The 22,923-nt window shown below is 55.7% G+C and carries 18 protein-coding genes; 9 read left to right on the top strand and 9 right to left on the bottom strand.

Annotated features, from left to right (window positions below):
• Positions 1-66: 66 nt before the first annotated feature.
• Together ampD and ampE are read left to right on the top strand one after the other, a co-directional pair.
• Positions 67-618, top strand: a complete 552-nt coding sequence (gene ampD / locus ADJ24_RS00760; RefSeq protein WP_023310412.1) for a 1,6-anhydro-N-acetylmuramyl-L-alanine amidase AmpD — start codon at positions 67-69, stop codon at positions 616-618.
• Between the two features lie 9 nt (positions 619-627).
• A complete protein-coding gene (gene ampE / locus ADJ24_RS00755) occupies positions 628-1,482 on the top strand; it encodes a beta-lactamase regulator AmpE (RefSeq protein WP_023310413.1) in 855 nt (284 codons plus the stop codon).
• 18 nt (positions 1,483-1,500) lie between these two features.
• On the opposite strand, the gene ADJ24_RS00750 is transcribed toward ampE, so the two are convergent.
• From ADJ24_RS00750 to ADJ24_RS25320, 4 genes are all read right to left on the bottom strand, one after another.
• Positions 1,501-2,451 carry a family 43 glycosylhydrolase gene (locus tag ADJ24_RS00750; protein ID WP_023310414.1) on the bottom strand — a complete coding sequence of 317 codons (951 nt, stop codon included), beginning with the start codon at positions 2,449-2,451 and terminating at the stop codon, positions 1,501-1,503.
• A gap of 10 nt (positions 2,452-2,461) precedes the next feature.
• Entirely contained in the window at positions 2,462-3,859 is a 1,398-nt protein-coding gene (locus ADJ24_RS00745; protein WP_023310415.1) for a glycoside-pentoside-hexuronide (GPH):cation symporter, read from the bottom strand.
• Positions 3,860-4,023: 164 nt separating this feature from the next.
• A complete protein-coding gene (gene aroP, locus ADJ24_RS00740; protein ID WP_045355157.1) occupies positions 4,024-5,394 on the bottom strand; it encodes an aromatic amino acid transporter AroP in 1,371 nt (456 codons plus the stop codon).
• 46 nt (positions 5,395-5,440) lie between these two features.
• Positions 5,441-5,668: a hypothetical protein gene (locus ADJ24_RS25320; RefSeq protein ID WP_023310417.1), complete on the bottom strand. Its 228-nt coding sequence runs from the start codon at positions 5,666-5,668 to the stop codon at positions 5,441-5,443.
• Between the two features lie 263 nt (positions 5,669-5,931).
• Between ADJ24_RS25320 and pdhR the strand changes: the two genes are divergently transcribed.
• The 4 genes from pdhR to lpdA all read left to right on the top strand — a co-directional run bounded on the left by pdhR (position 5,932) and on the right by lpdA (position 12,993).
• Entirely contained in the window at positions 5,932-6,696 is a 765-nt protein-coding gene (gene pdhR, locus ADJ24_RS00730) for a pyruvate dehydrogenase complex transcriptional repressor PdhR (RefSeq protein ID WP_008501960.1), read from the top strand.
• Between the two features lie 123 nt (positions 6,697-6,819).
• Entirely contained in the window at positions 6,820-9,483 is a 2,664-nt protein-coding gene (aceE, locus tag ADJ24_RS00725) for a pyruvate dehydrogenase (acetyl-transferring), homodimeric type (protein WP_023310418.1), read from the top strand.
• A 14-nt stretch (positions 9,484-9,497) separates the two neighbouring features.
• Positions 9,498-11,393 carry a pyruvate dehydrogenase complex dihydrolipoyllysine-residue acetyltransferase gene (aceF, locus tag ADJ24_RS00720; RefSeq protein ID WP_023310419.1) on the top strand — a complete coding sequence of 632 codons (1,896 nt, stop codon included), beginning with the start codon at positions 9,498-9,500 and terminating at the stop codon, positions 11,391-11,393.
• Positions 11,394-11,568: 175 nt separating this feature from the next.
• On the top strand, positions 11,569-12,993 hold the full coding sequence (gene lpdA, locus ADJ24_RS00715) for a dihydrolipoyl dehydrogenase (RefSeq protein ID WP_003856313.1): 1,425 nt from the start codon (positions 11,569-11,571) through the stop codon (positions 12,991-12,993).
• Positions 12,994-13,046: 53 nt separating this feature from the next.
• Here lpdA and ADJ24_RS00710 read toward each other — a convergent pair whose 3' ends face one another.
• Both ADJ24_RS00710 and ADJ24_RS00705 read right to left on the bottom strand, forming a co-directional pair.
• Complete coding sequence (locus ADJ24_RS00710; RefSeq protein ID WP_032668303.1) at positions 13,047-13,838, bottom strand: DUF2950 family protein; 792 nt, start codon at positions 13,836-13,838, stop codon at positions 13,047-13,049.
• A gap of 10 nt (positions 13,839-13,848) precedes the next feature.
• Positions 13,849-15,402 carry a DUF3300 domain-containing protein gene (locus tag ADJ24_RS00705; protein WP_023310421.1) on the bottom strand — a complete coding sequence of 518 codons (1,554 nt, stop codon included), beginning with the start codon at positions 15,400-15,402 and terminating at the stop codon, positions 13,849-13,851.
• 400 nt (positions 15,403-15,802) lie between these two features.
• On the opposite strand from ADJ24_RS00705, the gene acnB reads away from it, so the two are divergent.
• Positions 15,803-18,400, top strand: coding sequence for a bifunctional aconitate hydratase 2/2-methylisocitrate dehydratase (gene acnB / locus ADJ24_RS00700; protein ID WP_023310422.1), 2,598 nt, complete (start codon positions 15,803-15,805; stop codon positions 18,398-18,400).
• Between the two features lie 190 nt (positions 18,401-18,590).
• Positions 18,591-18,953: a protein YacL gene (gene yacL, locus ADJ24_RS00695; protein ID WP_023310423.1), complete on the top strand. Its 363-nt coding sequence runs from the start codon at positions 18,591-18,593 to the stop codon at positions 18,951-18,953.
• 31 nt (positions 18,954-18,984) lie between these two features.
• Here the strand turns inward: yacL and speD are convergent, their stop codons facing one another.
• From speD to ADJ24_RS00680, 3 genes are all read right to left on the bottom strand, one after another.
• A complete protein-coding gene (speD, locus tag ADJ24_RS00690; RefSeq protein WP_008501953.1) occupies positions 18,985-19,779 on the bottom strand; it encodes an adenosylmethionine decarboxylase in 795 nt (264 codons plus the stop codon).
• Positions 19,780-20,649, bottom strand: a complete 870-nt coding sequence (gene speE, locus ADJ24_RS00685) for a polyamine aminopropyltransferase (RefSeq protein WP_023310424.1) — start codon at positions 20,647-20,649, stop codon at positions 19,780-19,782. It abuts the gene before it with no gap.
• Between the two features lie 115 nt (positions 20,650-20,764).
• A complete protein-coding gene (locus ADJ24_RS00680; RefSeq protein WP_014882582.1) occupies positions 20,765-21,112 on the bottom strand; it encodes a YacC family pilotin-like protein in 348 nt (115 codons plus the stop codon).
• A 145-nt stretch (positions 21,113-21,257) separates the two neighbouring features.
• On the opposite strand from ADJ24_RS00680, the gene cueO reads away from it, so the two are divergent.
• The gene (gene cueO, locus ADJ24_RS00675) at positions 21,258-22,826 is read left to right on the top strand and encodes a multicopper oxidase CueO (RefSeq protein ID WP_032668070.1); all 1,569 of its coding nucleotides are present in this window, start codon (positions 21,258-21,260) and stop codon (positions 22,824-22,826) included.
• Positions 22,827-22,923: the final 97 nt, after the last annotated feature.

The raw sequence follows: 22,923 nt of genomic DNA, 5'->3' as shown, positions 1-22,923 counted from the left end.
CGAATCATAATATTGAAACATGCTACTCTGAACCGAGTCATTGCACCATACAGAAGGAGTTCCAGCATGTTGTTAGAAAACGGATGGCTGGTGGATGCGCGGCACGTGCCCTCGCCGCACCACGATTGCCGCCCGGAGGATGAAAAGCCCACACTGCTGGTGGTTCATAATATTAGTCTCCCGCCGGGGGAATTTGGCGGCCCGTGGATCGATGCGTTATTCACGGGAACTATTGATCCCGATGCTCATCCCTTCTTTGCTGAAATTGCACATCTGCACGTATCGGCTCACTGCCTGATTCGTCGCGATGGTGAAGTGGTTCAGTATGTTCCCTTTGATAAGCGCGCCTGGCATGCCGGCGTGTCGATGTATCACGGGCGCGAACGGTGCAACGATTTTTCTATCGGGATCGAAATGGAAGGCACGGATACTACGCCCTACACCGATTCACAGTATCAACGGCTAGCGGCAGTGACCCGCACGCTTATTGGACTCTACCCGGCTATCGCCGACAATATCACGGGACACAGTGATATTGCCCCGGAGAGAAAAACCGATCCCGGCCCGGCCTTTGACTGGCCCCGGTTTCGCGCCATGCTCACCGCGTCGTCAGAATAAGGAGATACCATGACGTTGTTTACCATGCTGCTGGTTATCATCGCTGAACGCCTGTTCAAGCTCGGCGAGCACTGGCATCTGGATCACCGGCTGGAGGTGTTATTCCGCCGTATTAAACATTTTTCCATGCTGCGCACGCTGCTGATGATGGCAGGGGTGATGGTCATTACGTTCCTGCTCCTGCGCTCGCTGTACGGACTCTTTTTCAACGTGCCGCTGCTGGTGGTGTGGATCCTGCTTGGAGTGCTATGCATTGGCGCAGGCAAGGTGCGTTTACACTATCACGCATACCTGAAAGCCGCCTCCCGTGACGATGCCCATGCGCGCGGTGCCATGGCGAGCGAGCTGACGATGATCCACGGCGTGCCGCCGGACTGCGACGAGCGCGAATTCCTGCGCGAGCTGCAAAACGCGCTGCTGTGGATTAACTTCCGTTACTATCTTGCGCCGCTGTTCTGGTTTGTAGTGGGTGGCCCGCTGGGGCCGGTGCTGCTGATGGGATATGCGTTCCTGCGCGCCTGGCAGACCTGGCTTGCCCGTTATCTGACGCCGCATGAACGCCTGCAGTCCGGTATTGACGCCATCCTGCACGTGCTCGACTGGCTCCCGGTGCGTCTGGTAGGCGTGGTGTACGCGTTAATTGGTCACGGTGAAAAAGCGCTGCCCGCATGGTTCGCTTCTCTTGCCGATCGCCATACGTCGCAGTACCAGGTGCTAACGCGTCTGGCGCAGTTCTCGCTGGCGCGTGAGCCGCATACCGACAAGATTGAAACGCCGAAGGCCGCTGTCTCCATGGCGAAGAAAACGTCGTTTGTGGTGGTGGTTATCGTGGCGCTGCTGACGATTTACGGCACGCTGGTGTAGGCCAGCGCGCCGCAAAGGCTAAAGCGTATCCGCGGACGGGATGCCGAAATCAGGCATCCCGTTTTCATTCCAGCGGACGAGCTTCAGTCGAGTATGGCGATTCGGATCGTACAGCGGGTCGCCCTCAATTTCGGTGTAATTCCGCGCGTGATACACCAGCACATCTTCTCCTTCCGGCGTTTGCGTAAAGCTGTTGTGCCCCGGGCCGAACTGGCGGTTTTCATAGCTGGTAACGAACACCGGACGCGGGGATTTGTGCCAGTTTGCCGGGTTTTGCGGATCGGCATTCAGGTCTATCCACAGTAGACCCATGCAGTAGTTCTCGTCGGTCGCGCTGGCGGAGTAGCTGATAAACAGCTTATTGCCGTGAACCAGCACCGCCGGGCCTTCGTTGACCCAAAACCCGCGACGCTCCCAGTCATACTCCGGCTTGCTGAGCATCACCGGCTCGCCTTTCTGCGTCCAGGGGTTCTTCATTTCACAGAGATAAAGATTGGAGTTTCCGGTGATGTCCGGCGCTTTTTGCGCCCACAGATACCAGCGTTTCCCCTGATGAACAAAGGTGGTGGCGTCCAGAGCGAAGGTATCGAAAGGCGTTTTGATTTGCCCTTTCTCCACCCACGTGCCGGTTAGCGGATCGCCGTCGGCACATTCAATGGCGAACATACGGTGCTGGAACATTCCGAGCGCGTCGAGCGCCTGGGTGTGCGTCGCAGCAAAATAGATGTACCACTTCCCGTCAATGTGATGCAGTTCCGGCGCCCAGATCAGCTGGCTCATCGGGCCGGTGTCGGGCTTGCGCCAGACCACCACTTCTTCGGCATTACGTAAGCCTTCAAGAGACTCTGCGCGGCGGATTGCCAGCCTGTCGTACTCCGGCACGGAGGCGATAAAATAGTACTGCCCCTCGTGGCGTAAAATGTACGGATCGGCGCGTTGTTCAATAAACGGGTTTGGCCAGGTTTGCATTCGGCTTTCCTTATTTTGTCTCAGCGACTTTGAGTTCCTGATAATCGTTCAGCTCGCGGTAGTTATTGCGACGCTTTTCCAGATCGGACTGGATCTGCTTCATGGTTTCGCGGTCCACTTTCAGCAGGCGCACCACGCTCGCGGTAATCAAGTATCCAATGCCGGGAATGACGGTAAAGAGCAGCACGATCCCATTAATGGCGTTCGCGCTCTGCGCTTTTGCGCCCGCGTCATAACCGTACCAGGAGAGCAGGAAGCCGACCATCGACCCGGCAATCGCCAGCCCCAGCTTCAGGAAGAAGATGTTGCCGGAGAAGCTGATCCCCGTGATGCGCTTACCGGTCTTCCACTCGCCGTAGTCGTCCACGTCGGCCATCAGCGACCAGTGCAGCGGAGACGGGATCTGGTGCAGGATGTTCAGCAGGAAGTAGAGCACCACGATGGTGACGGTGGCTTTCGGGTCGAAGAAATAAAAGGCGGTTGAGAAAATCGCCAGAACGATATTGGTCCAGAAGAAGACCTTGAGCTTACACCAGCGGTCGGTCAGCACTTTTGCCAGCACGCTGCCGAGCATCATGCCGACCACGCCCAGGCTGATAAACAGCGTGGCGAAATGGGTGCTCTGGCCCATCACCCAGGTGACGTAATACATGGTGGCCGCCATGCGGATAAAGCCCGGGCAGACGTTGCACAGGGTCAGGAGCAGAATGCGTACCCACTGGTCGTTCTTCCACACGTCTTTGAGATCGTTTTTCAGCTCGTCGTTGGTCTGTACCGCCGGACGCACGCGCTCGCGCACGGTGGCGAAGCAGAACAGGAACATGCAGGTCCCAATCAGCGCCAGGACGGTCATCGCCATCTGGTAGCCTTTGGCTTTGTTATCCCCGCCAAACCAGTCGGCCATCGGCAGCAGCGTTAATGAGAGCAGCAGCGTGGCGATGCCCACCAGCACGAAGCGATACGACTGGCAGGCCACGCGCTCTTTTGGATCGTTGGTGATCACCCCGCCCAGCGAGCAGTAGGGAATGTTGATGGCCGTATAGGTCAAAGAGAGCAGGAAGTAGGTGACAAACGCATAGATAACTTTGCTGTTATAGCTCCACTCCGGCGTGGTGAACATCAGAATGCTGAACAGCGCGTAGGGGAAGGCGATCCACAGCAGCCATGGACGAAACCGGCCATATTTGCTGCGGGTACGGTCAGCAATCGCGCCCATGATCGGGTCCGTTACGGCGTCAATCACGCGCACGGAAAGCAGCAGCACGCCGACCAGCGCAGGGGCGAGGCCAAAAATATCCGTATAAAAATAGTTAACAAACAGCATGATGGCGCCGAAGATGATGTTGCATCCCGCGTCGCCCATCCCATAGCCGATCTTTTCTTTTACTGACAGTGTGTTGGTATCCATCGACAGCTCTCCGGTTTACGGTATGGAGAGAATTATTCGCTGGCAAAGGAATATATGCGTTGCAGTATCAGGGCGGTGATATGGATAAATGCGCTGTGGGCATGAAAGTGTGAGGGAGGTAACAACGCGCGGCACCCGCAAAAGCAGGTGCCGCGAAGAGAGGCTTAGTGTGCCTTCATGGCATTACGGCTTTTCTGACTGAACAGATAGCCCACGCCCAGGATCGCAATCCAGACCGGGATCAGGTAGACGGAAATCGCCATACCCGGGGTGATCAGCATAATCACCAGCACGGCTGCCATAAACAGCAGGCAGATCCAGTTACCCAGCGGATAGAGCAGGGCAGGGAAGCGCGTGGTGACGCCCTGCTGCTGCTTGGCGCGGCGGAACTTCATGTGCGCCAGGCTGATCATGGCCCAGTTGATGACCAGGGCAGAGACCACCAGCGCCATCAGCAGGCCAAACGCCGATTCCGGAGCCATGTAGTTAATGAGCACGCACAGCGCGGTCACAACCGCCGAAACAAGAATCGTGTTTACCGGCACGCCGCGCTTATCGACGTTGAGCAGCGCTTTTGGCGCGTTGCCCTGCTGGGCCAGGCCGAACAGCATGCGGCTGTTGCAGTATACGCAGCTGTTGTAAACGGAGAGCGCTGCGGTCAGCACCACGATGTTCAGGGCGTTAGCGACAAAGGTGTCGCCCAGCTCGTGGAAGATCAGCACAAACGGGCTGGTGTCGGCGGTCACGCGCGTCCACGGCAGCAGGGAGAGCAGCACGGCCAATGAGCCCACATAGAAGATCAGAATGCGGTAGATAACCTGGTTAGTGGCTTTCGGAATGCTTTGCTCCGGGTTGTCGGCTTCAGCAGCGGTGATGCCCACGAGTTCCAGACCGCCGAAGGAGAACATAATGATGGCCATCATCATCACCAGGCCGGTCATGCCGTGAGGCAGGAATCCGCCCTGTTCCCAGAGGTTGCGCACGGTTGCCTGCGGGCCGCCGTTGCCGCTGAACAGCAGCCAGCCGCCGAAGATAATCATCGCCACTACGGCAATGACCTTGATGATGGCAAACCAGAACTCCATTTCACCGAACACTTTTACGTTGGTCAGGTTAATGGCGTTAATAATGACGAAGAAAGCGGCTGCGGAAGCCCAGGTTGGGATCTCGGGATACCAGAACTGAATGTATTTCCCGACGGCGGTAAGCTCAGCCATGGCAACCAGAACGTACAGGACCCAGTAGTTCCAGCCCGAGGCGAAACCGGCAAAGCTGCCCCAGTATTTATAGGCAAAGTGGCTGAAGGAGCCTGCGACCGGCTCTTCAACGACCATTTCACCCAGCTGGCGCATAATCAGAAAGGCAATAAAGCCCGCAATCGCGTAACCCAAAATAATGCCGGGACCGGCTGACTGGATAACGGATGCGCTGCCCAGAAACAGGCCGGTACCAATCGCACCGCCCAGTGCGATGAGCTGTATATGGCGGTTTTTAAGCCCGCGCTTTAGCTGATCGCCGTGCTGTTGAGCTTCCATTTGAAACCTCGTGTGTGGTTGTTATGTTCACGCTGTGCGTGTGTAATTATGAAAATCCATATTCTGTATTTATTTCTTTACGGTTAACGAGACCGAAAAAAGCGGAGATGGCTTCCGTAAGCGCCAGAATAGTGATAAGTGCCTGCGAATGCACCTGCTTTATGAAGGGGTGATGACGACTTGAATAAAAAGAAAGCATTTGTAAATCGGCCCGCTCGTTGTTCCTCACCCAACCTATAGAATAGAAATGCGCCTTAAGTGGGCGAATTTTCATTATTTGCCTTGTTGAATCGCTTCAGATTGCAAAAACCCTCGTTTCATTATGGTTAAAACTCCCTCTTTGGGAGTAATCAACTCATTTGTGCAAAGTTACATTTCTGAAACGTTATTTCTGTAAGGTTGTTAAAATGTGCAGGGTTTACTGATTTCAATCAAAACCAATATGGACAGAAGGTGAATACTTTGTTACTTTAGCGATACGAAATAGAAATTGGTAAGACCAATTGACTCCGGGCAAAAAGGCGTAAGACAGGGAATATGGCCTACAGCAAAATTCGCCAACCAAAACTATCTGATGTGATTGAGCAGCAGCTGGAGTTTTTAATCCTCGAAGGGACTCTGCGCCCGGGTGAGAAACTTCCGCCAGAACGCGAGCTGGCAAAACAGTTCGACGTTTCACGTCCCTCTCTGCGTGAGGCGATTCAACGTCTCGAAGCAAAGGGCTTGCTGCTTCGTCGCCAGGGCGGCGGAACCTTTGTGCAAAACAGCCTGTGGCAGAGCTTCAGCGATCCGCTGGTAGAACTTCTCTCTGACCACCCAGAATCCCAGTTTGATCTGCTTGAGACCCGTCACGCGCTTGAAGGTATTGCGGCCTATTACGCCGCCCTTCGCAGCACTGATGAAGATCGCGTGCGTATCCGCGAACTGCATCAGGCCATTGAACGGGCACAGCAGTCCGGCGATTTAGACGCCGAGTCCAGCGCCGTCGTCCAGTATCAAATTGCCGTCACCGAAGCGGCCCACAACGTGGTGCTCCTCCATCTGCTACGCTGCATGGAGCCCATGCTGGCCCAGAACGTTCGTCAAAATTTTGAATTGTTGTATGCCCGTCGGGACATGCTCCCACTGGTAAGCAACCATCGCACCCGAGTATTCGAGGCGATAATGGCCGGGGAACCGGAGCAGGCGCGCGAAGCGTCGCACCGCCATCTGGCTTTCATTGAGGAAATCTTGCTGGACCGCAGCCGTGAACAATCGCGTCGCGAACGTTCATTACGCCGCATACAGCAACGAAAGGATTAAGCGCCAGGTACTTTTAGAGCGCGGCAACTAAACGCAGAACCTGTCTTATTGTGTTTTCTGGCGAAAATACAATGGGACAGGTTCCAGACAAATCAACGTATTAGATAGATAAGGAATACCCCCATGTCAGAACGTCTCCAAAATGACGTGGATCCGATCGAAACTCGCGACTGGCTACAGGCGATCGAATCGGTCATCCGTGAAGAAGGTGTTGAGCGCGCTCAGTATCTGATTGATCAGCTGCTTTCTGAAGCCCGCAAAGGCGGCGTGAAGGTTGCTTCAGGTGCAGGGGCTAGCAACTACGTAAACACGATTGCCGTCGAAGACGAACCGGAATACCCGGGCAATCTGGATCTGGAACGTCGTATCCGTTCTGCAATCCGCTGGAACGCCATCATGACCGTTCTGCGCGCATCCAAGAAAGACCTGGAACTGGGTGGCCACATGGCGTCCTTCCAGTCTTCTGCGACCGTTTACGAAGTGTGCTTCAACCACTTCTTCCGTGCAGCGAACGAGAAAGACGGCGGCGATCTGGTGTACTTCCAGGGCCACATCTCTCCGGGCATCTATGCACGTGCATTCCTGGAAGGTCGTCTGACTGAAGAGCAGATGAACAACTTCCGTCAGGAAGTTCACGGTAAAGGTCTGTCTTCTTACCCGCACCCTAAACTGATGCCTGAATTCTGGCAGTTCCCGACCGTATCTATGGGTCTGGGCCCAATCGGTGCGATCTACCAGGCTAAATTCCTGAAATACCTGGAACACCGTGGTCTGAAAGACACCTCTGAGCAGACCGTTTACGCCTTCCTGGGCGACGGCGAAATGGATGAGCCAGAATCCAAAGGTGCGATCACCATCGCTACCCGTGAGAAGCTGGACAACCTGTGCTTCATCATCAACTGTAACCTGCAGCGTCTGGATGGTCCGGTAACCGGTAACGGCAAGATCATCAACGAACTGGAAGGCATCTTCGCTGGTGCTGGCTGGAACGTGATCAAAGTCATGTGGGGCGGTCGTTGGGATGAGCTGCTGCGTAAAGACACCAGCGGTAAACTGATCCAGCTGATGAACGAAACCGTTGACGGTGACTACCAGACCTTCAAATCCAAAGACGGTGCCTACGTTCGTGAGCACTTCTTCGGCAAATATCCTGAAACCGCAGCACTGGTTGCAGACTGGACTGATGAGCAGATCTGGGCTCTGAACCGCGGTGGTCACGATCCGAAGAAAGTCTACGCTGCACTGAAAAAAGCGCGTGAAACCAAAGGTAAAGCGACTGTAATCCTGGCCCATACCATCAAAGGTTACGGCATGGGTGATACCGCAGAAGGTAAAAACATCGCTCACCAGGTTAAGAAAATGAACATGGACGGCGTGCGTTATATCCGCGACCGTTTCAACGTTCCAGTGACCGATGAGCAGGTAGAAAACCTGTCTTACATCACCTTCCCGGAAGGGTCTGAAGAGCACAAGTACCTGCACGAACGTCGTCAGGCGCTGAAAGGCTACCTGCCAGCTCGTCAGCCAAACTTCACCGAGAAGCTGGAACTGCCAGCGCTGGAAGACTTCTCCCAGCTGCTGGAAGAGCAGAACAAAGAGATCTCTACCACTATCGCTTTCGTTCGTGCCCTGAACGTGATGCTGAAGAACAAGTCGATCAAAGATCGTCTGGTTCCAATCATCGCCGACGAAGCGCGTACTTTCGGTATGGAAGGTCTGTTCCGTCAGATCGGTATCTACAGCCCGAACGGCCAGCAGTACACTCCGCAGGACCGTGAGCAGGTTGCATACTACAAAGAAGACGAGAAAGGTCAGATCCTGCAGGAAGGTATCAACGAGCTGGGCGCAGGCGCATCCTGGCTGGCTGCTGCGACCTCTTACAGCACCAACAACCTGCCGATGATCCCGTTCTACATCTACTACTCCATGTTCGGGTTCCAGCGTATCGGTGACCTGTGCTGGCAGGCAGGCGACCAGCAGGCTCGCGGCTTCCTGGTAGGCGGTACCTCCGGTCGTACGACTCTGAACGGTGAAGGCCTGCAGCACGAAGATGGCCACAGCCACATTCAGTCTCTGACTATCCCTAACTGTATCTCTTACGATCCGTCTTACGCGTACGAAGTGGCAGTCATCATGCATGACGGTCTGCAGCGCATGTACGGTGAAGCGCAAGAGAACATTTACTACTACATCACCACCCTGAACGAAAACTACCACATGCCGGCAATGCCAGCAGGTGCCGAGGAAGGTATCCGTAAAGGTATCTACAAACTCGAAACCATCGAAGGTAGCAAAGGTAAAGTTCAGCTGCTGGGCTCCGGTTCTATCCTGCGTCACGTACGTGAAGCAGCGCAGATCCTGGCGAAAGACTACGGCGTGGGTTCCGACGTGTACTCTGTGACCTCCTTCACTGAACTGGCGCGTGATGGCCAGGATTGTGAGCGCTGGAACATGCTGCACCCACTGGAAACTCCACGCGTTCCGTACATCGCTCAGGTGATGAACGACGCGCCAGCGGTGGCGTCTACTGACTATATGAAACTGTTCGCTGAGCAGGTTCGTACTTACGTTCCAGCTGATGATTATCGCGTTCTGGGTACTGACGGCTTCGGTCGTTCTGACAGCCGCGAAAACCTGCGTCACCACTTCGAAGTTGATGCTTCTTACGTGGTTGTAGCAGCACTGGGCGAACTGGCTAAACGTGGCGAAATCGATAAGAAAGTGGTTGCGGACGCAATCACCAAATTCAACATCGATGCAGAAAAAGTTAACCCGCGTCTGGCGTAAGAGGTAAAAGAATAATGGCTATCGAAATCAATGTACCGGACATCGGGGCTGATGAAGTTGAAATCACCGAGATCCTGGTCAAAGTAGGCGACAAGGTTGAAGCTGAACAGTCGCTGATCACCGTAGAAGGCGACAAAGCCTCTATGGAAGTCCCGTCTCCTCAGGCTGGCATCGTTAAAGAGATCAAAGTCTCTGTTGGCGATAAAACCGAGACTGGCAAACTGATCATGATTTTCGATTCCGCCGACGGTGCAGCAGCTGCTGCACCTGCGCAGGAAGAGAAGAAAGCCGCTCCGGCCGCCGCTGCTCCAGCAGCTGCCGCAGCAGCAAAAGAAGTGAACGTGCCTGACATCGGCGGTGACGAAGTTGAAGTCACTGAAATTCTGGTGAAAGTGGGCGACACCGTTGCGGCTGAGCAGTCACTGATCACCGTAGAAGGCGACAAAGCCTCTATGGAAGTGCCGGCTCCGTTCGCGGGTACCGTTAAAGAGATCAAGATCAACACCGGCGACAAAGTGTCTACCGGGTCGCTTATCATGATCTTCGAAGTGGCGGGTGCAGAAGGCGCTGCCGCGCCTGCGCAGGCCGCTGCTCCGGCTCCGGCTGCTGCACCAGCAGCTGCTGGCGGCGCGAAAGACGTTAACGTACCGGACATCGGCGGTGACGAAGTTGAAGTGACCGAAGTGATGGTGAAAGTGGGCGACAAAGTTGCCGCTGAACAGTCACTGATCACCGTTGAAGGCGACAAAGCTTCTATGGAAGTGCCGGCGCCGTTCGCGGGTACCGTCAAAGAGATCAAGATCAGCACCGGCGACAAAGTGTCTACCGGCTCTCTGATCATGGTCTTCGAAGTGGAAGGCGCTGCGCCTGCCGCAGCTCCGGCTGCCGCGGCTGCTCCAGCCCCTGCTGCTGCACCGGCTCAGGCTGCTAAACCAGCCGCTGCCCCTGCTGCTAAAGCAGAAAAATCTGAGTTCGCTGAAAACGACGCTTACGTCCACGCTACCCCGCTGATTCGTCGCCTGGCGCGCGAGTTCGGTGTGAACCTGGCGAAAGTGAAAGGAACCGGCCGTAAGGGTCGTATCCTGCGCGAAGACGTTCAGACCTACGTGAAAGACGCGGTGAAACGCGCCGAAGCTGCACCTGCTGCAGCCGCCGGTGGCGGTATCCCGGGCATGCTGCCATGGCCGAAAGTGGACTTCAGCAAGTTCGGCGAAATCGAAGAAGTGGAGCTGGGCCGCATCCAGAAAATCTCTGGTGCTAACCTGAGCCGTAACTGGGTGATGATCCCGCACGTTACGCACTTCGACAAAACCGATATCACCGATCTGGAAGCGTTCCGTAAACAGCAGAACGCTGAAGCTGAGAAGCGCAAACTGGACGTGAAATTCACCCCAGTAGTCTTCATCATGAAAGCCGTTGCTGCTGCCCTTGAGCAGATGCCACGCTTCAACAGCTCCCTGTCCGAAGACGGCCAGAAGCTGACGCTGAAGAAATACATCAACATCGGTGTTGCGGTTGATACGCCAAATGGTCTGGTTGTTCCGGTCTTCAAAGACGTGAACAAGAAGAGCATCACTGAGCTGTCCCGTGAACTGACCGTGATCTCCAAGAAAGCGCGTGATGGTAAGCTGACTGCCGGCGAAATGCAGGGCGGCTGCTTCACTATCTCCAGCATCGGCGGCCTGGGTACCACCCACTTCGCACCGATTGTTAACGCGCCGGAAGTGGCTATCCTCGGTGTGTCCAAGTCCGCGATGGAGCCGGTGTGGAACGGCAAAGAGTTCGTGCCGCGTCTGATGATGCCAATCTCTCTGTCCTTCGACCACCGTGTGATCGACGGTGCTGATGGTGCGCGCTTCATCACCATCATCAACAACATGCTGAGCGACATTCGCCGCCTGGTGATGTAATCGAAAAGCCGGCCAGTCGGCCGGCTTTTTTCTGATAATCTCATGGTGTTTGTGAGGTTATTGGCGAAAGCGACAATTCGTGAGCCGTTTGTTGTTTCAAAATTGTTAACAATTTTGTAAACTGCGGGCGGATAGAACGACCCGGTGGACGACGGGTATAAATTAAGAGGTCATGATGAGCACAGAAATCAAAACTCAGGTCGTAGTACTTGGGGCAGGCCCGGCAGGTTACTCCGCAGCATTCCGTGCAGCGGATTTAGGTCTGGAAACCGTCATCGTAGAACGTTACAGCACCCTCGGCGGTGTTTGTCTGAACGTCGGCTGTATCCCTTCTAAAGCGCTGCTGCACGTGGCGAAAGTTATCGAAGAAGCCAAAGCGCTGGCTGAACACGGTATCGTCTTCGGCGAGCCGAAAACCGATATCGACAAAATTCGTACCTGGAAAGAGAAAGTTATCACTCAGCTGACCGGCGGTCTGGCGGGTATGGCCAAAGGCCGTAAAGTGAAAGTGGTAAACGGTCTGGGTAAATTCACCGGTGCGAACACCCTGGAAGTGGAAGGCGAAAACGGCAAAACCGTGATCAACTTCGACAACGCGATCATCGCGGCAGGCTCCCGCCCAATCGAACTGCCATTCATTCCGCATGAAGATCCACGCGTGTGGGATTCCACCGATGCGCTGGAGCTGAAAACCGTTCCTAAGCGTCTGCTGGTCATGGGCGGCGGTATCATCGGTCTGGAAATGGGTACCGTGTACCATGCGCTGGGTTCAGAGATCGACGTGGTTGAAATGTTCGACCAGGTTATCCCGGCTGCCGACAAAGACATCGTTAAAGTCTTCACCAAACGCATCAGCAAGAAATTCAATCTGATGCTGGAAACCAAAGTGACTGCCGTTGAAGCGAAAGAAGACGGTATTTACGTTTCCATGGAAGGCAAAAAAGCCCCATCCGAACCGCAGCGTTACGACGCCGTGCTGGTGGCTATCGGCCGTGTGCCGAACGGTAAAAACCTCGACGCGGGCAAAGCTGGCGTGGAAGTGGACGACCGTGGCTTTATCCGCGTTGACAAGCAGCTGCGCACTAACGTGCCGCACATCTTTGCTATCGGCGATATCGTCGGTCAGCCAATGCTGGCACACAAAGGTGTTCACGAAGGTCACGTTGCCGCTGAAGTTATCGCCGGCATGAAGCACTACTTCGATCCGAAAGTCATTCCATCTATCGCGTACACCGAGCCAGAAGTTGCATGGGTCGGTCTGACTGAGAAAGAAGCGAAAGAGAAAGGCATCAGCTACGAAACCGCCACCTTCCCGTGGGCTGCTTCTGGCCGTGCTATCGCTTCCGACTGCGCTGATGGTATGACCAAACTGATCTTCGACAAAGAGACTCACCGCGTCATCGGTGGTGCGATTGTCGGTACCAACGGCGGCGAGCTGCTGGGTGAAATCGGTCTGGCTATCGAAATGGGCTGTGACGCTGAAGACATCGCTCTGACCATCCACGCTCACCCGACTCTGCACGAGTCCGTGGGCCTGGCGGCAGAAGTGTTTGAAGGCAGCATCACCGACCTGCCAAACGCGAAAGCGAAGAAGAAATAAGTTTCTTCAGATGAAAAAAAGCGGCCAATGGCCGCTTTTTTTATGCGCTGCGTTCAGGGCGCCACAGGCTGCCAGGTTTTATCCGGGCTATAGGCGGCTAGCGCCCGGGCTTTCTGCTCTGAGTCGCTGCCGAGATCGGACTGGTACACTCTGTCGTCCTGGTTTATCACAAAGCTCATCACACCCGTCTGGCCATAGCTGACCGGCCACGCCACCATCGCGAAACCGTTACTCTCCGGCAGGATGCGGAAGCGATAGCCGTGATAGCCGGTACCTGGCTCTTTCGGGCTAAATGCCGGGCCGAGCGGGCTGGGCGCTTCGCCGGGCGAGGCTGGCCAGTACAAACCGTCTTTTTTGCCTTTCGAGCTGACAATCTTCTGCGCGTATTTCTGGTTCATCGCAAAATAGCTTTGCTGCGCATCAACATAGGCATGCAAGGCTTCAATGGCGGCGAGCTCGTTACGCCCGATTTCACGGGTCAGGATCTCTTCAGCCCCTTCTTTGATGTCGAACTGCCAGCCTGCAGAGGTTTTGATCACCGGGATGGGAAGCTGCCAGCCGCTGTCTCCGACAACCAGGTGCGCCGTATCTCCCTCGACAACCGTGGTATGACGGACGTTCCAGTCGCGCAGGAAGCGATCGACAGCATCCGGATCAACGCCCTCAGGGGGCAGAAAATCGCGCCAGTTCTCTCCGAGCAGGTCGGTCATCGCGCTCTCGTTTTGCTCACTGATGGCTTTGGTCAGCGCATCGGTTGCCCGATCGGGCGTGCTAAAGGACTGCTGCGCCATCACCGAGGCCGAAAGCATAAATAACACCATTCCGCTGAGTAGGTTACGTTTCATGTCGGTTCCCTTAGCGATGTCGAATTTCACGGCGTTCAGCACGTCCACCGGACGCCTGACGTGGCTGCTGCTGGCGCGCAGCGAGCTGTCTGCTTTGCGCACCGCGCTGCTGCTGCGCCTGCCAGTTCGCGGAGCGGCTGTCGTTACCGCTCAGCGCATTGGCCCGGGGCTGACTGTTTCGCTGCTGGAGAGAGCGTTGCTGCACGGGCTGCGAAACCCGCTTCTCATGTCTCTGGGAGGTGGTCTGGCGGTTTTCTCGCTGCTGCGCGGTACTCCGCTTCGCCGTCTGCGGTTTGGTGTCGTAGCCGCGGTAGTTGTTGCGCTGCGAAATCTGCTTCAGCTGTTCACCTGAGGCCTGACGCTGCACGTCTTTCGTTCCGGTGCGCGCCGTTTGCGGGAAGGTTTTGCCCGTGGATTTCTCCATCTGGCTCAGCGCGGCCTGACGCTGGCTGTCGCGATTTACCGGTTTTTGCTGCGTTGAACTGAGCCCTGTGGCTGTGTTGGTGGCGTGGAAGCGAGTGTTGAGCTGGTTAGTCGGATAGGGCACGCCTTCCCGATAGGCCGGGTTGTGCTGCCAGGTGCGGTTGGCGTCCGTCAGGCGCTGTCCGCTGATTTTATTGAAGTTCTCAACGTTGATATTGATATTGTTATCACCGTTGCGGTTATAGCCGCCGTGATTATCCCAGTCGTCATGGTGATGATCCCAGTCATCGTCATCATCCCAGTCGATGCTGCTGAAGATGGCATAGGTTGTGGCGACGCCCAGGCTGAAGCCTAAACCGTTTACGAAGCTGTTGCCAAACTGCTCCCCGGGCGTGGGCGGGAGATAGGTGGGCGGATAGGCGGCGTTTGGCCAGGTCCCGTAAACCGTATTGGGGTTATAGGTCGGGACGTAAACAACCTGCGGGTCGGCAGATTCAATTTTGATTACCGTAGGCGCGGACGTCGTCGTGGTCGTGGTTTCGGCGGTGCTGGTTTTCGCTGGCGCCGGTTTTGTCACGGTGGTGACCGTCTGCTGAGGCGTGGATTGTAACGCGCCGGTCTTCTGCGCCAGCGCGCGCAGGCGCTGAACGGAATCCATCACGTCCTTCGGCTGCGCGAGAAACGCATCACCCAGATTTTGTACCCACGGCGGGTTTTCACCCATCAGGGACATAAGCTGAGGAAACGCGACCAGCGATTTTACGCTGGGATCCCAGGGCTGGCTGGCAACGGCCTGAATCGCCGTGTCCCCTTCCATTTTAGGATTGTCTTTCGACCACTGCGCCGCCTGGATCACGTTGGCCGGATAGGTCGAGGCCATCAGGATTTGTGAGAGCAGGGCATCGGGGTAGAGCGCAACAGGGGCGACCCACTGATCGATTTGCGCGGCAGTGTAGGCTGGCGCGACAGCAGGGGCGGACTGGGCTGCGGCAGGCGCTGCCGGTGGAGCCGGTTGTTGTGTGACGGCGGCTGGCGCAGCGGGCTCCGTGGCGCGGCCTTTGACAAACATGACGCCCGAGGCGGCAAACAGCCCGGCACTGCACACAAGGACGAGCAGATGTGGCTTAAAGGGCAACTTCATAAAATGACTCCAACGAGACAAGCGTTGTGCCGTGAGGCGTTACGGTTGGCGTGAGTATTATTCACCCGTCTTTTACTGTTTTGACTTTTATTGGGAAGCGTCCGGGACGTCCGGATAAAGAGTGTGAGTATTTATTACACAATTATATCTGATGAAGAAAAAACTGAAGCGTCACGGTGCAGAAGATACCGCAAAAAAGATGCCCTGAATCCCCGCTACACCATGCTTAACGATTCAGCAAATTTTTTAATGTTGCTTTTTTGTAAACGGATTAACACTGTGCAGAAATCCTGCTATGCTGCCCGACGCGGTATCGGGCATTTACCCTACAAACTGCTGTCTCACAGGAGCGTGAAGAGAACGCCCGCCGCATATGACAATGAGAGCGAGGAGAACCGTCGTGCTAGAAGAATACCGTAAGCACGTAGCAGAACGTGCCGCCGAGGGAATTGTACCCAAACCTTTAGATGCAACCCAAATGGCCGCGCTCGTCGAGCTGCTGAAGAACCCGCCTAAGGGCGAAGAAGAATTCCTGTTAGATCTGCTGATCAACCGCGTACCGCCTGGCGTAGATGAAGCTGCCTACGTAAAAGCCGGATTCCTTGCTGCTATCGCCAAAGGCGAAGCCACCTCCCCACTGGTTACTCCTGAAAAAGCCATTGAACTGCTCGGCACCATGCAGGGTGGTTACAACATTCATCCGCTGATTGACGCGCTGGATAACGACAAGCTGGCACCGATTGCCGCTAAAGCGCTCTCTTCCACGCTGCTGATGTTCGATAACTTCTACGACGTAGAAGAAAAAGCCAAAGCGGGCAACGTCTATGCGAAGCAGGTGATGCAGTCCTGGGCTGATGCCGAATGGTTCCTGAACCGCCCAGCGCTGGCTGAAAAAATCACCGTTACCGTCTTTAAAGTGACCGGTGAAACCAACACCGATGACCTCTCTCCGGCACCGGACGCGTGGTCTCGCCCGGATATCCCTCTGCACGCTCTGGCGATGCTGAAAAACGCCCGTGAAGGTATTGAGCCGGATCAGCCGGGCAGCGTTGGCCCGATCAAACAGATCGAGTCGCTGCAGAAAAAAGGGTTCCCGCTGGCCTATGTGGGTGACGTTGTGGGTACCGGTTCTTCCCGTAAGTCCGCAACCAACTCCGTGCTGTGGTTCATGGGCGACGACATTCCGCACGTGCCAAACAAGCGCGGCGGCGGCCTGTGCCTCGGCGGCAAAATTGCGCCAATCTTCTTCAACACCATGGAAGATGCGGGCGCACTGCCGATCGAAGTGGATGTTTCTAACCTGAACATGGGCGACGTGATTGACGTTTACCCGTACAAAGGCGAAGTGCGTAACCACGAAACCAACGAGCTGCTGGCAAGCTTCGAGCTGAAAACCGACGTGCTGATCGACGAAGTGCGCGCCGGTGGCCGTATCCCGCTGATCATTGGTCGTGGCCTGACTACCAAAGCGCGCGAAGCGCTGGGTCTGCCGCACTCTGACGTTTTCCGTCAGGCGAAAGACGTTGCTGAAAGCAACCGCGGTTATTCTCTGGCACAGAAAATGGTGGGCCGCGCGTGCGGCGTAGCGGGTATTCGTCCGGGCGCGTACTGCGAGCCTAAGATGACCTCCGTGGGCTCTCAGGACACCACCGGTCCAATGACCCGTGACGAACTGAAAGACCTGGCGTGCCTGGGCTTCTCTTCTGACCTGGTGATGCAGTCCTTCTGCCACACGGCGGCCTATCCGAAGCCGGTTGACGTGACCACGCACCACACGCTGCCAGACTTCATCATGAACCGCGGCGGCGTTTCCCTGCGTCCGGGTGACGGCGTCATCCACTCCTGGCTGAACCGCATGCTGCTGCCGGATACCGTCGGTACCGGCGGTGACTCCCATACCCGTTTCCCAATCGGTATCTCCTTCCCGGCGGGCTCCGGTCTGGTGGCGTTTGCTGCTGCGACGGGCGTGATGCCGCTGGATATGCCGGAATCGGTGCTGGTGCGCTTCAAAGGTAAAATGCAGCCGGGTATCACCCTGCGCGACCTGGTTCACGCGATCCCGCTGTATGCGATTAAACAGGGCCTGCTGACCGTTGAGAAGAAAGGGAAGAAAAACATCTTCTCTGGCCGCATTCTGGAAATTGAAGGTCTGCCGGATCTGAAAGTGGAGCAGGCGTTCGAGCTGACCGATGCTTCCGCCGAGCGTTCTGCGGCGGGCTGTACCATCAAGCTGAACAAAGAGCCGATTATTGAGTATCTGAACTCTAACATCGTGCTGCTGAAGTGGATGATTGCAGAAGGCTACGGCGACCGTCGTACGCTGGAGCGTCGTATCCAGGGCATGGAAAAATGGCTGGCCGATCCGCAGCTGCTGGAAGCCGATGCTGACGCAGAGTACGCGGCGGTGATCGACATCGATCTGGCGGATATCAAAGAGCCAATCCTGTGTGCACCGAACGATCCTGACGACGCGCGTCCGCTGTCTGAGGTTCAGGGCGAGAAGATCGACGAAGTGTTCATCGGATCCTGTATGACCAACATCGGTCACTTCCGTGCTGCCGGTAAGCTGCTGGATACCCACAAAGGCCAGCTGCCAACCCGTCTGTGGGTGGCGCCGCCAACCCGTATGGACGCGGCTCAGCTGACCGAAGAGGGCTATTACAGCGTGTTTGGTAAGAGCGGTGCGCGTATCGAAATCCCTGGCTGTTCCCTGTGTATGGGCAACCAGGCGCGCGTAGCCGACGGTGCGACGGTGGTTTCCACCTCTACCCGTAACTTCCCTAACCGTTTAGGTACCGGAGCGAACGTCTTCCTGGCCTCTGCGGAGCTGGCGGCGGTTGCGGCGCTGATTGGCAAACTGCCAACGCCGGAAGAGTACCAGACCTTTGTGGCTCAGGTGGATAAGACCGCGGTGGATACCTATCGCTATCTGAACTTCGACCAGCTTTCTCAGTACACCGAGAAGGCCGACGGGGTTATCTTCCAGACGGCGGTATAAACAGCAAAACCGTCTCTACGAGACGGTTTTTAGTGTTTGCACCCTCTCCCGTGGGAGAGGGACGGGGTGAGGGCATCAGGCCGCAGGGTCTTGCTCTCACCTTTTTATTTTCATTCCTCCCACCTCTCCCGCTTTTTTTCTTCCTCGCTGCTGCGATAATTACCGTAATGGCTTTGCAGAGGAAAACACTATGGATTACGAATTTCTGCGCGACATCACCGGAGTGGTGAAAGTGCGTATGTCGATGGGCCACGAAGCCGTTGGACACTGGTTTAACGAAGAGGTGAAAGAAAATCTCGCACTTCTTGATGAAGTTGAACAGGCGGCAAATACGGTGAAAGGCAGTGAACGATCCTGGCAGCGCGCCGGGCATGAATATACGCTGTGGATGGACGGTGAAGAGGTCATGGTGCGTGCCAACCAGCTCGAGTTTTCAGGTGACGAGATGGAAGAGGGGATGAGCTACTACGACGAAGAGAGCCTGTCGATGTGCGGCGTAGAGGATTTCCTTCAGGTGGTAAATGCCTACCGCGACTTTATGAAACAGAAATAAAAGACCGGAGCATCCCTGCTCCGGCTTGCTCTTACACGGCCGGAATATTGCGGCCGTAGTAAATCTCGCGCATCTCTTTCCAGAGCAGGTCAGTAATCGCCTTACGCTCTTCTTCGCTCAAATCTTCCGGCTTCGTGTGGAACATGTAGTGCTTAAGGTCAAATTCCTTAAGTAACATCTTGGTATGGAAGATGTTTTCCTGATACACGTTCACGTCCATCATGTCGTACAGCGATTTCATGTCCTCGGACATAAAGTTCTGGATGGAGTTGATCTCGTGGTCGATGAAATGCTTCATGCCGTTGACGTCACGGGTAAAACCACGCACGCGGTAATCAATGGTGACGATGTCCGATTCCAGCTGGTGGATTAAATAGTTCAGCGCGTTCAGCGGGGAAATCACGCCGCAGGTCGAGACTTCAATATCGGCGCGGAACGTACACAGCCCGCCTTCCGGGTGACTCTCCGGGTAGGTGTGCACGCAGATATGGCTTTTATCCAGGTGGGCCACGACCACTTCCGGCAGCGGGCCCGGATGTTCAGTTTTGTCGATAAGCTTCGGGTCGACCGGCTCTTCGCTGACCAGAATGGTCACGCTGGCGCCCTGAGGTTCATAATCCTGTCGGGCGATGTTCAGGATGTTTGCGCCGATAATGGAACAGGTTTCTGACAGGATCTCGGTCAGACGGTTGGCGTTGTAGAGTTCGTCGATATAGGCGATGTAACCATCGCGTTCTTCCGCTGTTTTGGCATAGCAGATATCGTAAATACAAAAACTCAGGCTTTTCGTCAGGTTGTTAAAGCCATGCAGTTTAAGCTTTTTCAATTAGCTCACCCCCTTAGTGGATAATGCGTCTTGCAGGTACTGCGGCAGAGCAAACGCTGCGGTATGAATTGCCGGATTGTAGTATCGGCACTGAAGACCGGCCTGATGGAAGCGGGCCTGAATAATTTCGGTGGAGAGATGGCGTAATACGTCGTTATCCGTCGCCCAGGCAAAGGTCATGATCCCGCCGTAGTACGTCGGAATGGCCGCCTGATAGAAGCTGACGTCATCGAAATAGGTGCTTAGCTTACGATGGCTGTCGAGCGCTTCATCCTGCTGCAGGAAGCAGACGCCATTTTGTGCGACGAAGATCCCGCCCGGGTTCAGGCAGCGCTTGCAGCCTTCGTAGAAGGAGGAGGTAAACAGCGACGCGCCGGGGCCGATTGGGTCGGTGCAGTCGGAGATAATGACGTCAAAGGTCTGCGAGGTCTGGTTAACAAAGTTAACGCCGTCGTCAATCACCAGGCTAAAGCGCGGATCGTCATAGCTACCGGCATTGTGGTTGGGCAGGTACTGGCGGCAGAAAGAGACGACTCCCGCATCGATTTCCACCATGGTGATGGTTTCAATGGAACGATGGCGGGACACTTCACGCAGCATTGCGCCGTCGCCGCCGCCGATAATCAGGACATGCTTCGCGTGACCGTGCGCCAGCAGCGGGACGTGGGTCATCATCTCATGATAGATGAACTCGTCGCGCTCGGTGGTTTGCACCACGCCGTCCAGCGCCATCACGCGGCCAAAGGCGGCGTTTTCGAAGATAATGAGATCCTGGTGATCGGTTTTCTCATGATAGAGCACGTTATCAACGGCAAAGTACTGACCAAACTGGTCATGCAGTGTTTCATGCCACAACGTGTGGTCGGCCATACGCGGACTCCTCCTTTGTTAACATCCGTTACGCTCATAAAAAATGAGCGAAACATGATAGCTAACTATAACCGTGGTTGCACGGCTATAGGTTTAACAGGGGGCGTCGGGAAGGTTATTTGACGTAGGCGAGCAGGCTGAGTGAGTCGCGAGCCAGCGCTTTGCATTTTTTGGCAGTGGGAATACCAATACCGCTTAGGTCACGGTAGCTGTCTTCGCCGAGCGCCTTCATGTCGAAGCTGTCGTAGTTGCTGAGATCCCACTGGTTTTGCTGGGCAAAAAAGACCAGCGCGCGGCGAATCTGCCCGTTGGGTAAATTCTGGTAGCCACAATCATTTTTCAGGAATACAAAAACCGCCGTTAAATCGGCCATATCTTCCGCTTCATTTTCACTTAGCGCATAGCTGTTCGCACACATTGCCATCAGGCTTCCGAACAAAATTGTCCTGAAAAACGTCTTCATTGCTTCTACCACTTCTTCACGGAAAATTAACGTTAGCATACTTGATGCCGGTGCGACGATCTTTATTATTGCCGCTTTACTTGACCTTCCGGTAAGGGGAGGGTTTATGCTCAAAAGATCGCCTGCTGGAAATAAGGAAATGAACATGCAACGTCGTGATTTTTTAAAATATTCCGCTGTGCTGGGGGCTGCCAGCGCATTACCACTCTGGAGCCGCGCGGTTTTCGCGGCCGACAGGCCTGCCTTACCCATTCCTGACTTACTGACCGCTGACGCCCGCAGCCGTATCCAGCTTGTGGTTCAGGCCGGTAAAACGACGTTCGGCGAGCACCACGCCACGACGTGGGGCTATAACGGCAATTTGCTCGGTCCGGCGCTTCAGCTACGTAAAGGGAAAACGGTGACGGTGGATATCCACAACACGCTCGCCGAAGAGACGACGCTGCACTGGCACGGGCTGGAAGTGTCGGGCGAGGTGGACGGCGGGCCGCAGGGCATCATCAAAGCGGGCGATACGCGCAGCGTCACCTTTACGCCCGATCAGCGCGCGGCGACCTGCTGGTTCCATCCGCATCAGCATGGCAAAACGGGCCATCAGGTGGCGATGGGGCTGGCGGGGCTGGTGCTGATTGAAGACGACGAAAGCCGCCTGCTGCGCCTGCCGAAACAGTGGGGCATCGACGACGTACCGGTGATTGTGCAGGACAAGAAATTCAACGCTGACGGGCAAATTGACTATCAGCTGGACGTGATGAGCGCGGCGGTAGGCTGGTTTGGCGACACGCTGCTGACCAACGGTGCCATTTATCCTCAGCACGCCGCGCCGAAAGGCTGGCTGCGCCTGCGCCTGCTCAACGGCTGTAACGCGCGCTCGCTGAATTTCGCCGCCAGCGATAAACGCCCGCTGTATGTGGTAGCCAGCGACGGCGGCCTGCTGCCGGAGCCGGTGAAGGTGAGCGAGCTGCCGATGCTCATGGGCGAACGCTTTGAGGTGCTGGTGGATATCAGCGACGGCAAGCCGTTTGACCTCGTGACGCTGCCGGTGAGCCAGATGGGGATGGCGGTCGCACCGTTTGATAAGCCGCATCCGGTGCTGCGTATTCAGCCGCTGCTGGTGGCCGCTTCCGGCACGCTGCCTGATACGTTAACCACCCTGCCAGCCCTCCCATCGCTGGAGGGACTTACGCAGCGCAAGCTGCAGCTCTCCATGAACCCGATGCTCGATATGATGGGCATGCAGGCGCTGATGGCGAAATATGGCGATAAGGCGATGGCGGGGATGCATCACGGCCAGATGATGGGCCACATGAATATGGACCACGGCAAAATGGGCGGCATGGGGAATATGAATCACGGCGACCATGGCTTTGATTTCCACAACGCCAACATGATCAACGGCAAAGCGTTCGACATGAATACGCCGATGTTTGCTGCGACAAAAGGTCAGCTTGAGCGCTGGGTGATTTCAGGCGAAGGGGACATGATGCTGCATCCGTTCCATATCCACGGCACACAGTTCCGCATTCTCACAGAGAACGGTAAAACGCCGGATGCGCATCGCGCGGGCTGGAAAGATACGGTGAGAGTGGAAGGCGGCGTCAGCGAGGTGCTGGTGAAGTTTGACCACGAGGCGCCGAAGGAGTTTGCCTATATGGCGCACTGCCACCTGCTGGAGCATGAAGATACGGGGATGATGCTCGGCTTTACCGTATAAAAAAAGCCGGGTGGCGGCTTCACCTTACCCGGCCTGGATTTCGCAGGTGCGGCCTGATGCCCTCACCCTGACCCTCTCCCACAGGGAGAGGGAACAA

The sequence above is a fragment of the Enterobacter sp. 940_PEND genome, assembly GCF_001059415.1.
GTDB classification, from domain to species: domain Bacteria; phylum Pseudomonadota; class Gammaproteobacteria; order Enterobacterales; family Enterobacteriaceae; genus Enterobacter; species Enterobacter cloacae_M.
The sequence above is the reverse complement of the archived record's forward strand: the minus strand, read 5'-3'. Positions and strand labels throughout refer to the sequence as shown.

Coding starts and splice junctions, on each gene's coding strand:
- ADJ24_RS00710 (WP_032668303.1), bottom strand. CDS start 13,838: ATGAAACGTAACCTACTCAGCGGAATGGTGTTATTTATGCTTTCGGCC.
- ampD (WP_023310412.1), top strand. CDS start 67: ATGTTGTTAGAAAACGGATGGCTGGTGGATGCGCGGCACGTGCCCTCG.
- cueO (WP_032668070.1), top strand. CDS start 21,258: ATGCAACGTCGTGATTTTTTAAAATATTCCGCTGTGCTGGGGGCTGCC.
- pdhR (WP_008501960.1), top strand. CDS start 5,932: ATGGCCTACAGCAAAATTCGCCAACCAAAACTATCTGATGTGATTGAG.
- ampE (WP_023310413.1), top strand. CDS start 628: ATGACGTTGTTTACCATGCTGCTGGTTATCATCGCTGAACGCCTGTTC.
- aroP (WP_045355157.1), bottom strand. CDS start 5,394: ATGGAAGCTCAACAGCACGGCGATCAGCTAAAGCGCGGGCTTAAAAAC.
- yacL (WP_023310423.1), top strand. CDS start 18,591: ATGGATTACGAATTTCTGCGCGACATCACCGGAGTGGTGAAAGTGCGT.
- ADJ24_RS00705 (WP_023310421.1), bottom strand. CDS start 15,402: ATGAAGTTGCCCTTTAAGCCACATCTGCTCGTCCTTGTGTGCAGTGCC.
- ADJ24_RS25320 (WP_023310417.1), bottom strand. CDS start 5,668: ATGAAAATTCGCCCACTTAAGGCGCATTTCTATTCTATAGGTTGGGTG.
- ADJ24_RS00750 (WP_023310414.1), bottom strand. CDS start 2,451: ATGCAAACCTGGCCAAACCCGTTTATTGAACAACGCGCCGATCCGTAC.
- ADJ24_RS00680 (WP_014882582.1), bottom strand. CDS start 21,112: ATGAAGACGTTTTTCAGGACAATTTTGTTCGGAAGCCTGATGGCAATG.
- ADJ24_RS00745 (WP_023310415.1), bottom strand. CDS start 3,859: ATGGATACCAACACACTGTCAGTAAAAGAAAAGATCGGCTATGGGATG.
- aceF (WP_023310419.1), top strand. CDS start 9,498: ATGGCTATCGAAATCAATGTACCGGACATCGGGGCTGATGAAGTTGAA.
- speE (WP_023310424.1), bottom strand. CDS start 20,649: ATGGCCGACCACACGTTGTGGCATGAAACACTGCATGACCAGTTTGGT.
- lpdA (WP_003856313.1), top strand. CDS start 11,569: ATGAGCACAGAAATCAAAACTCAGGTCGTAGTACTTGGGGCAGGCCCG.
- aceE (WP_023310418.1), top strand. CDS start 6,820: ATGTCAGAACGTCTCCAAAATGACGTGGATCCGATCGAAACTCGCGAC.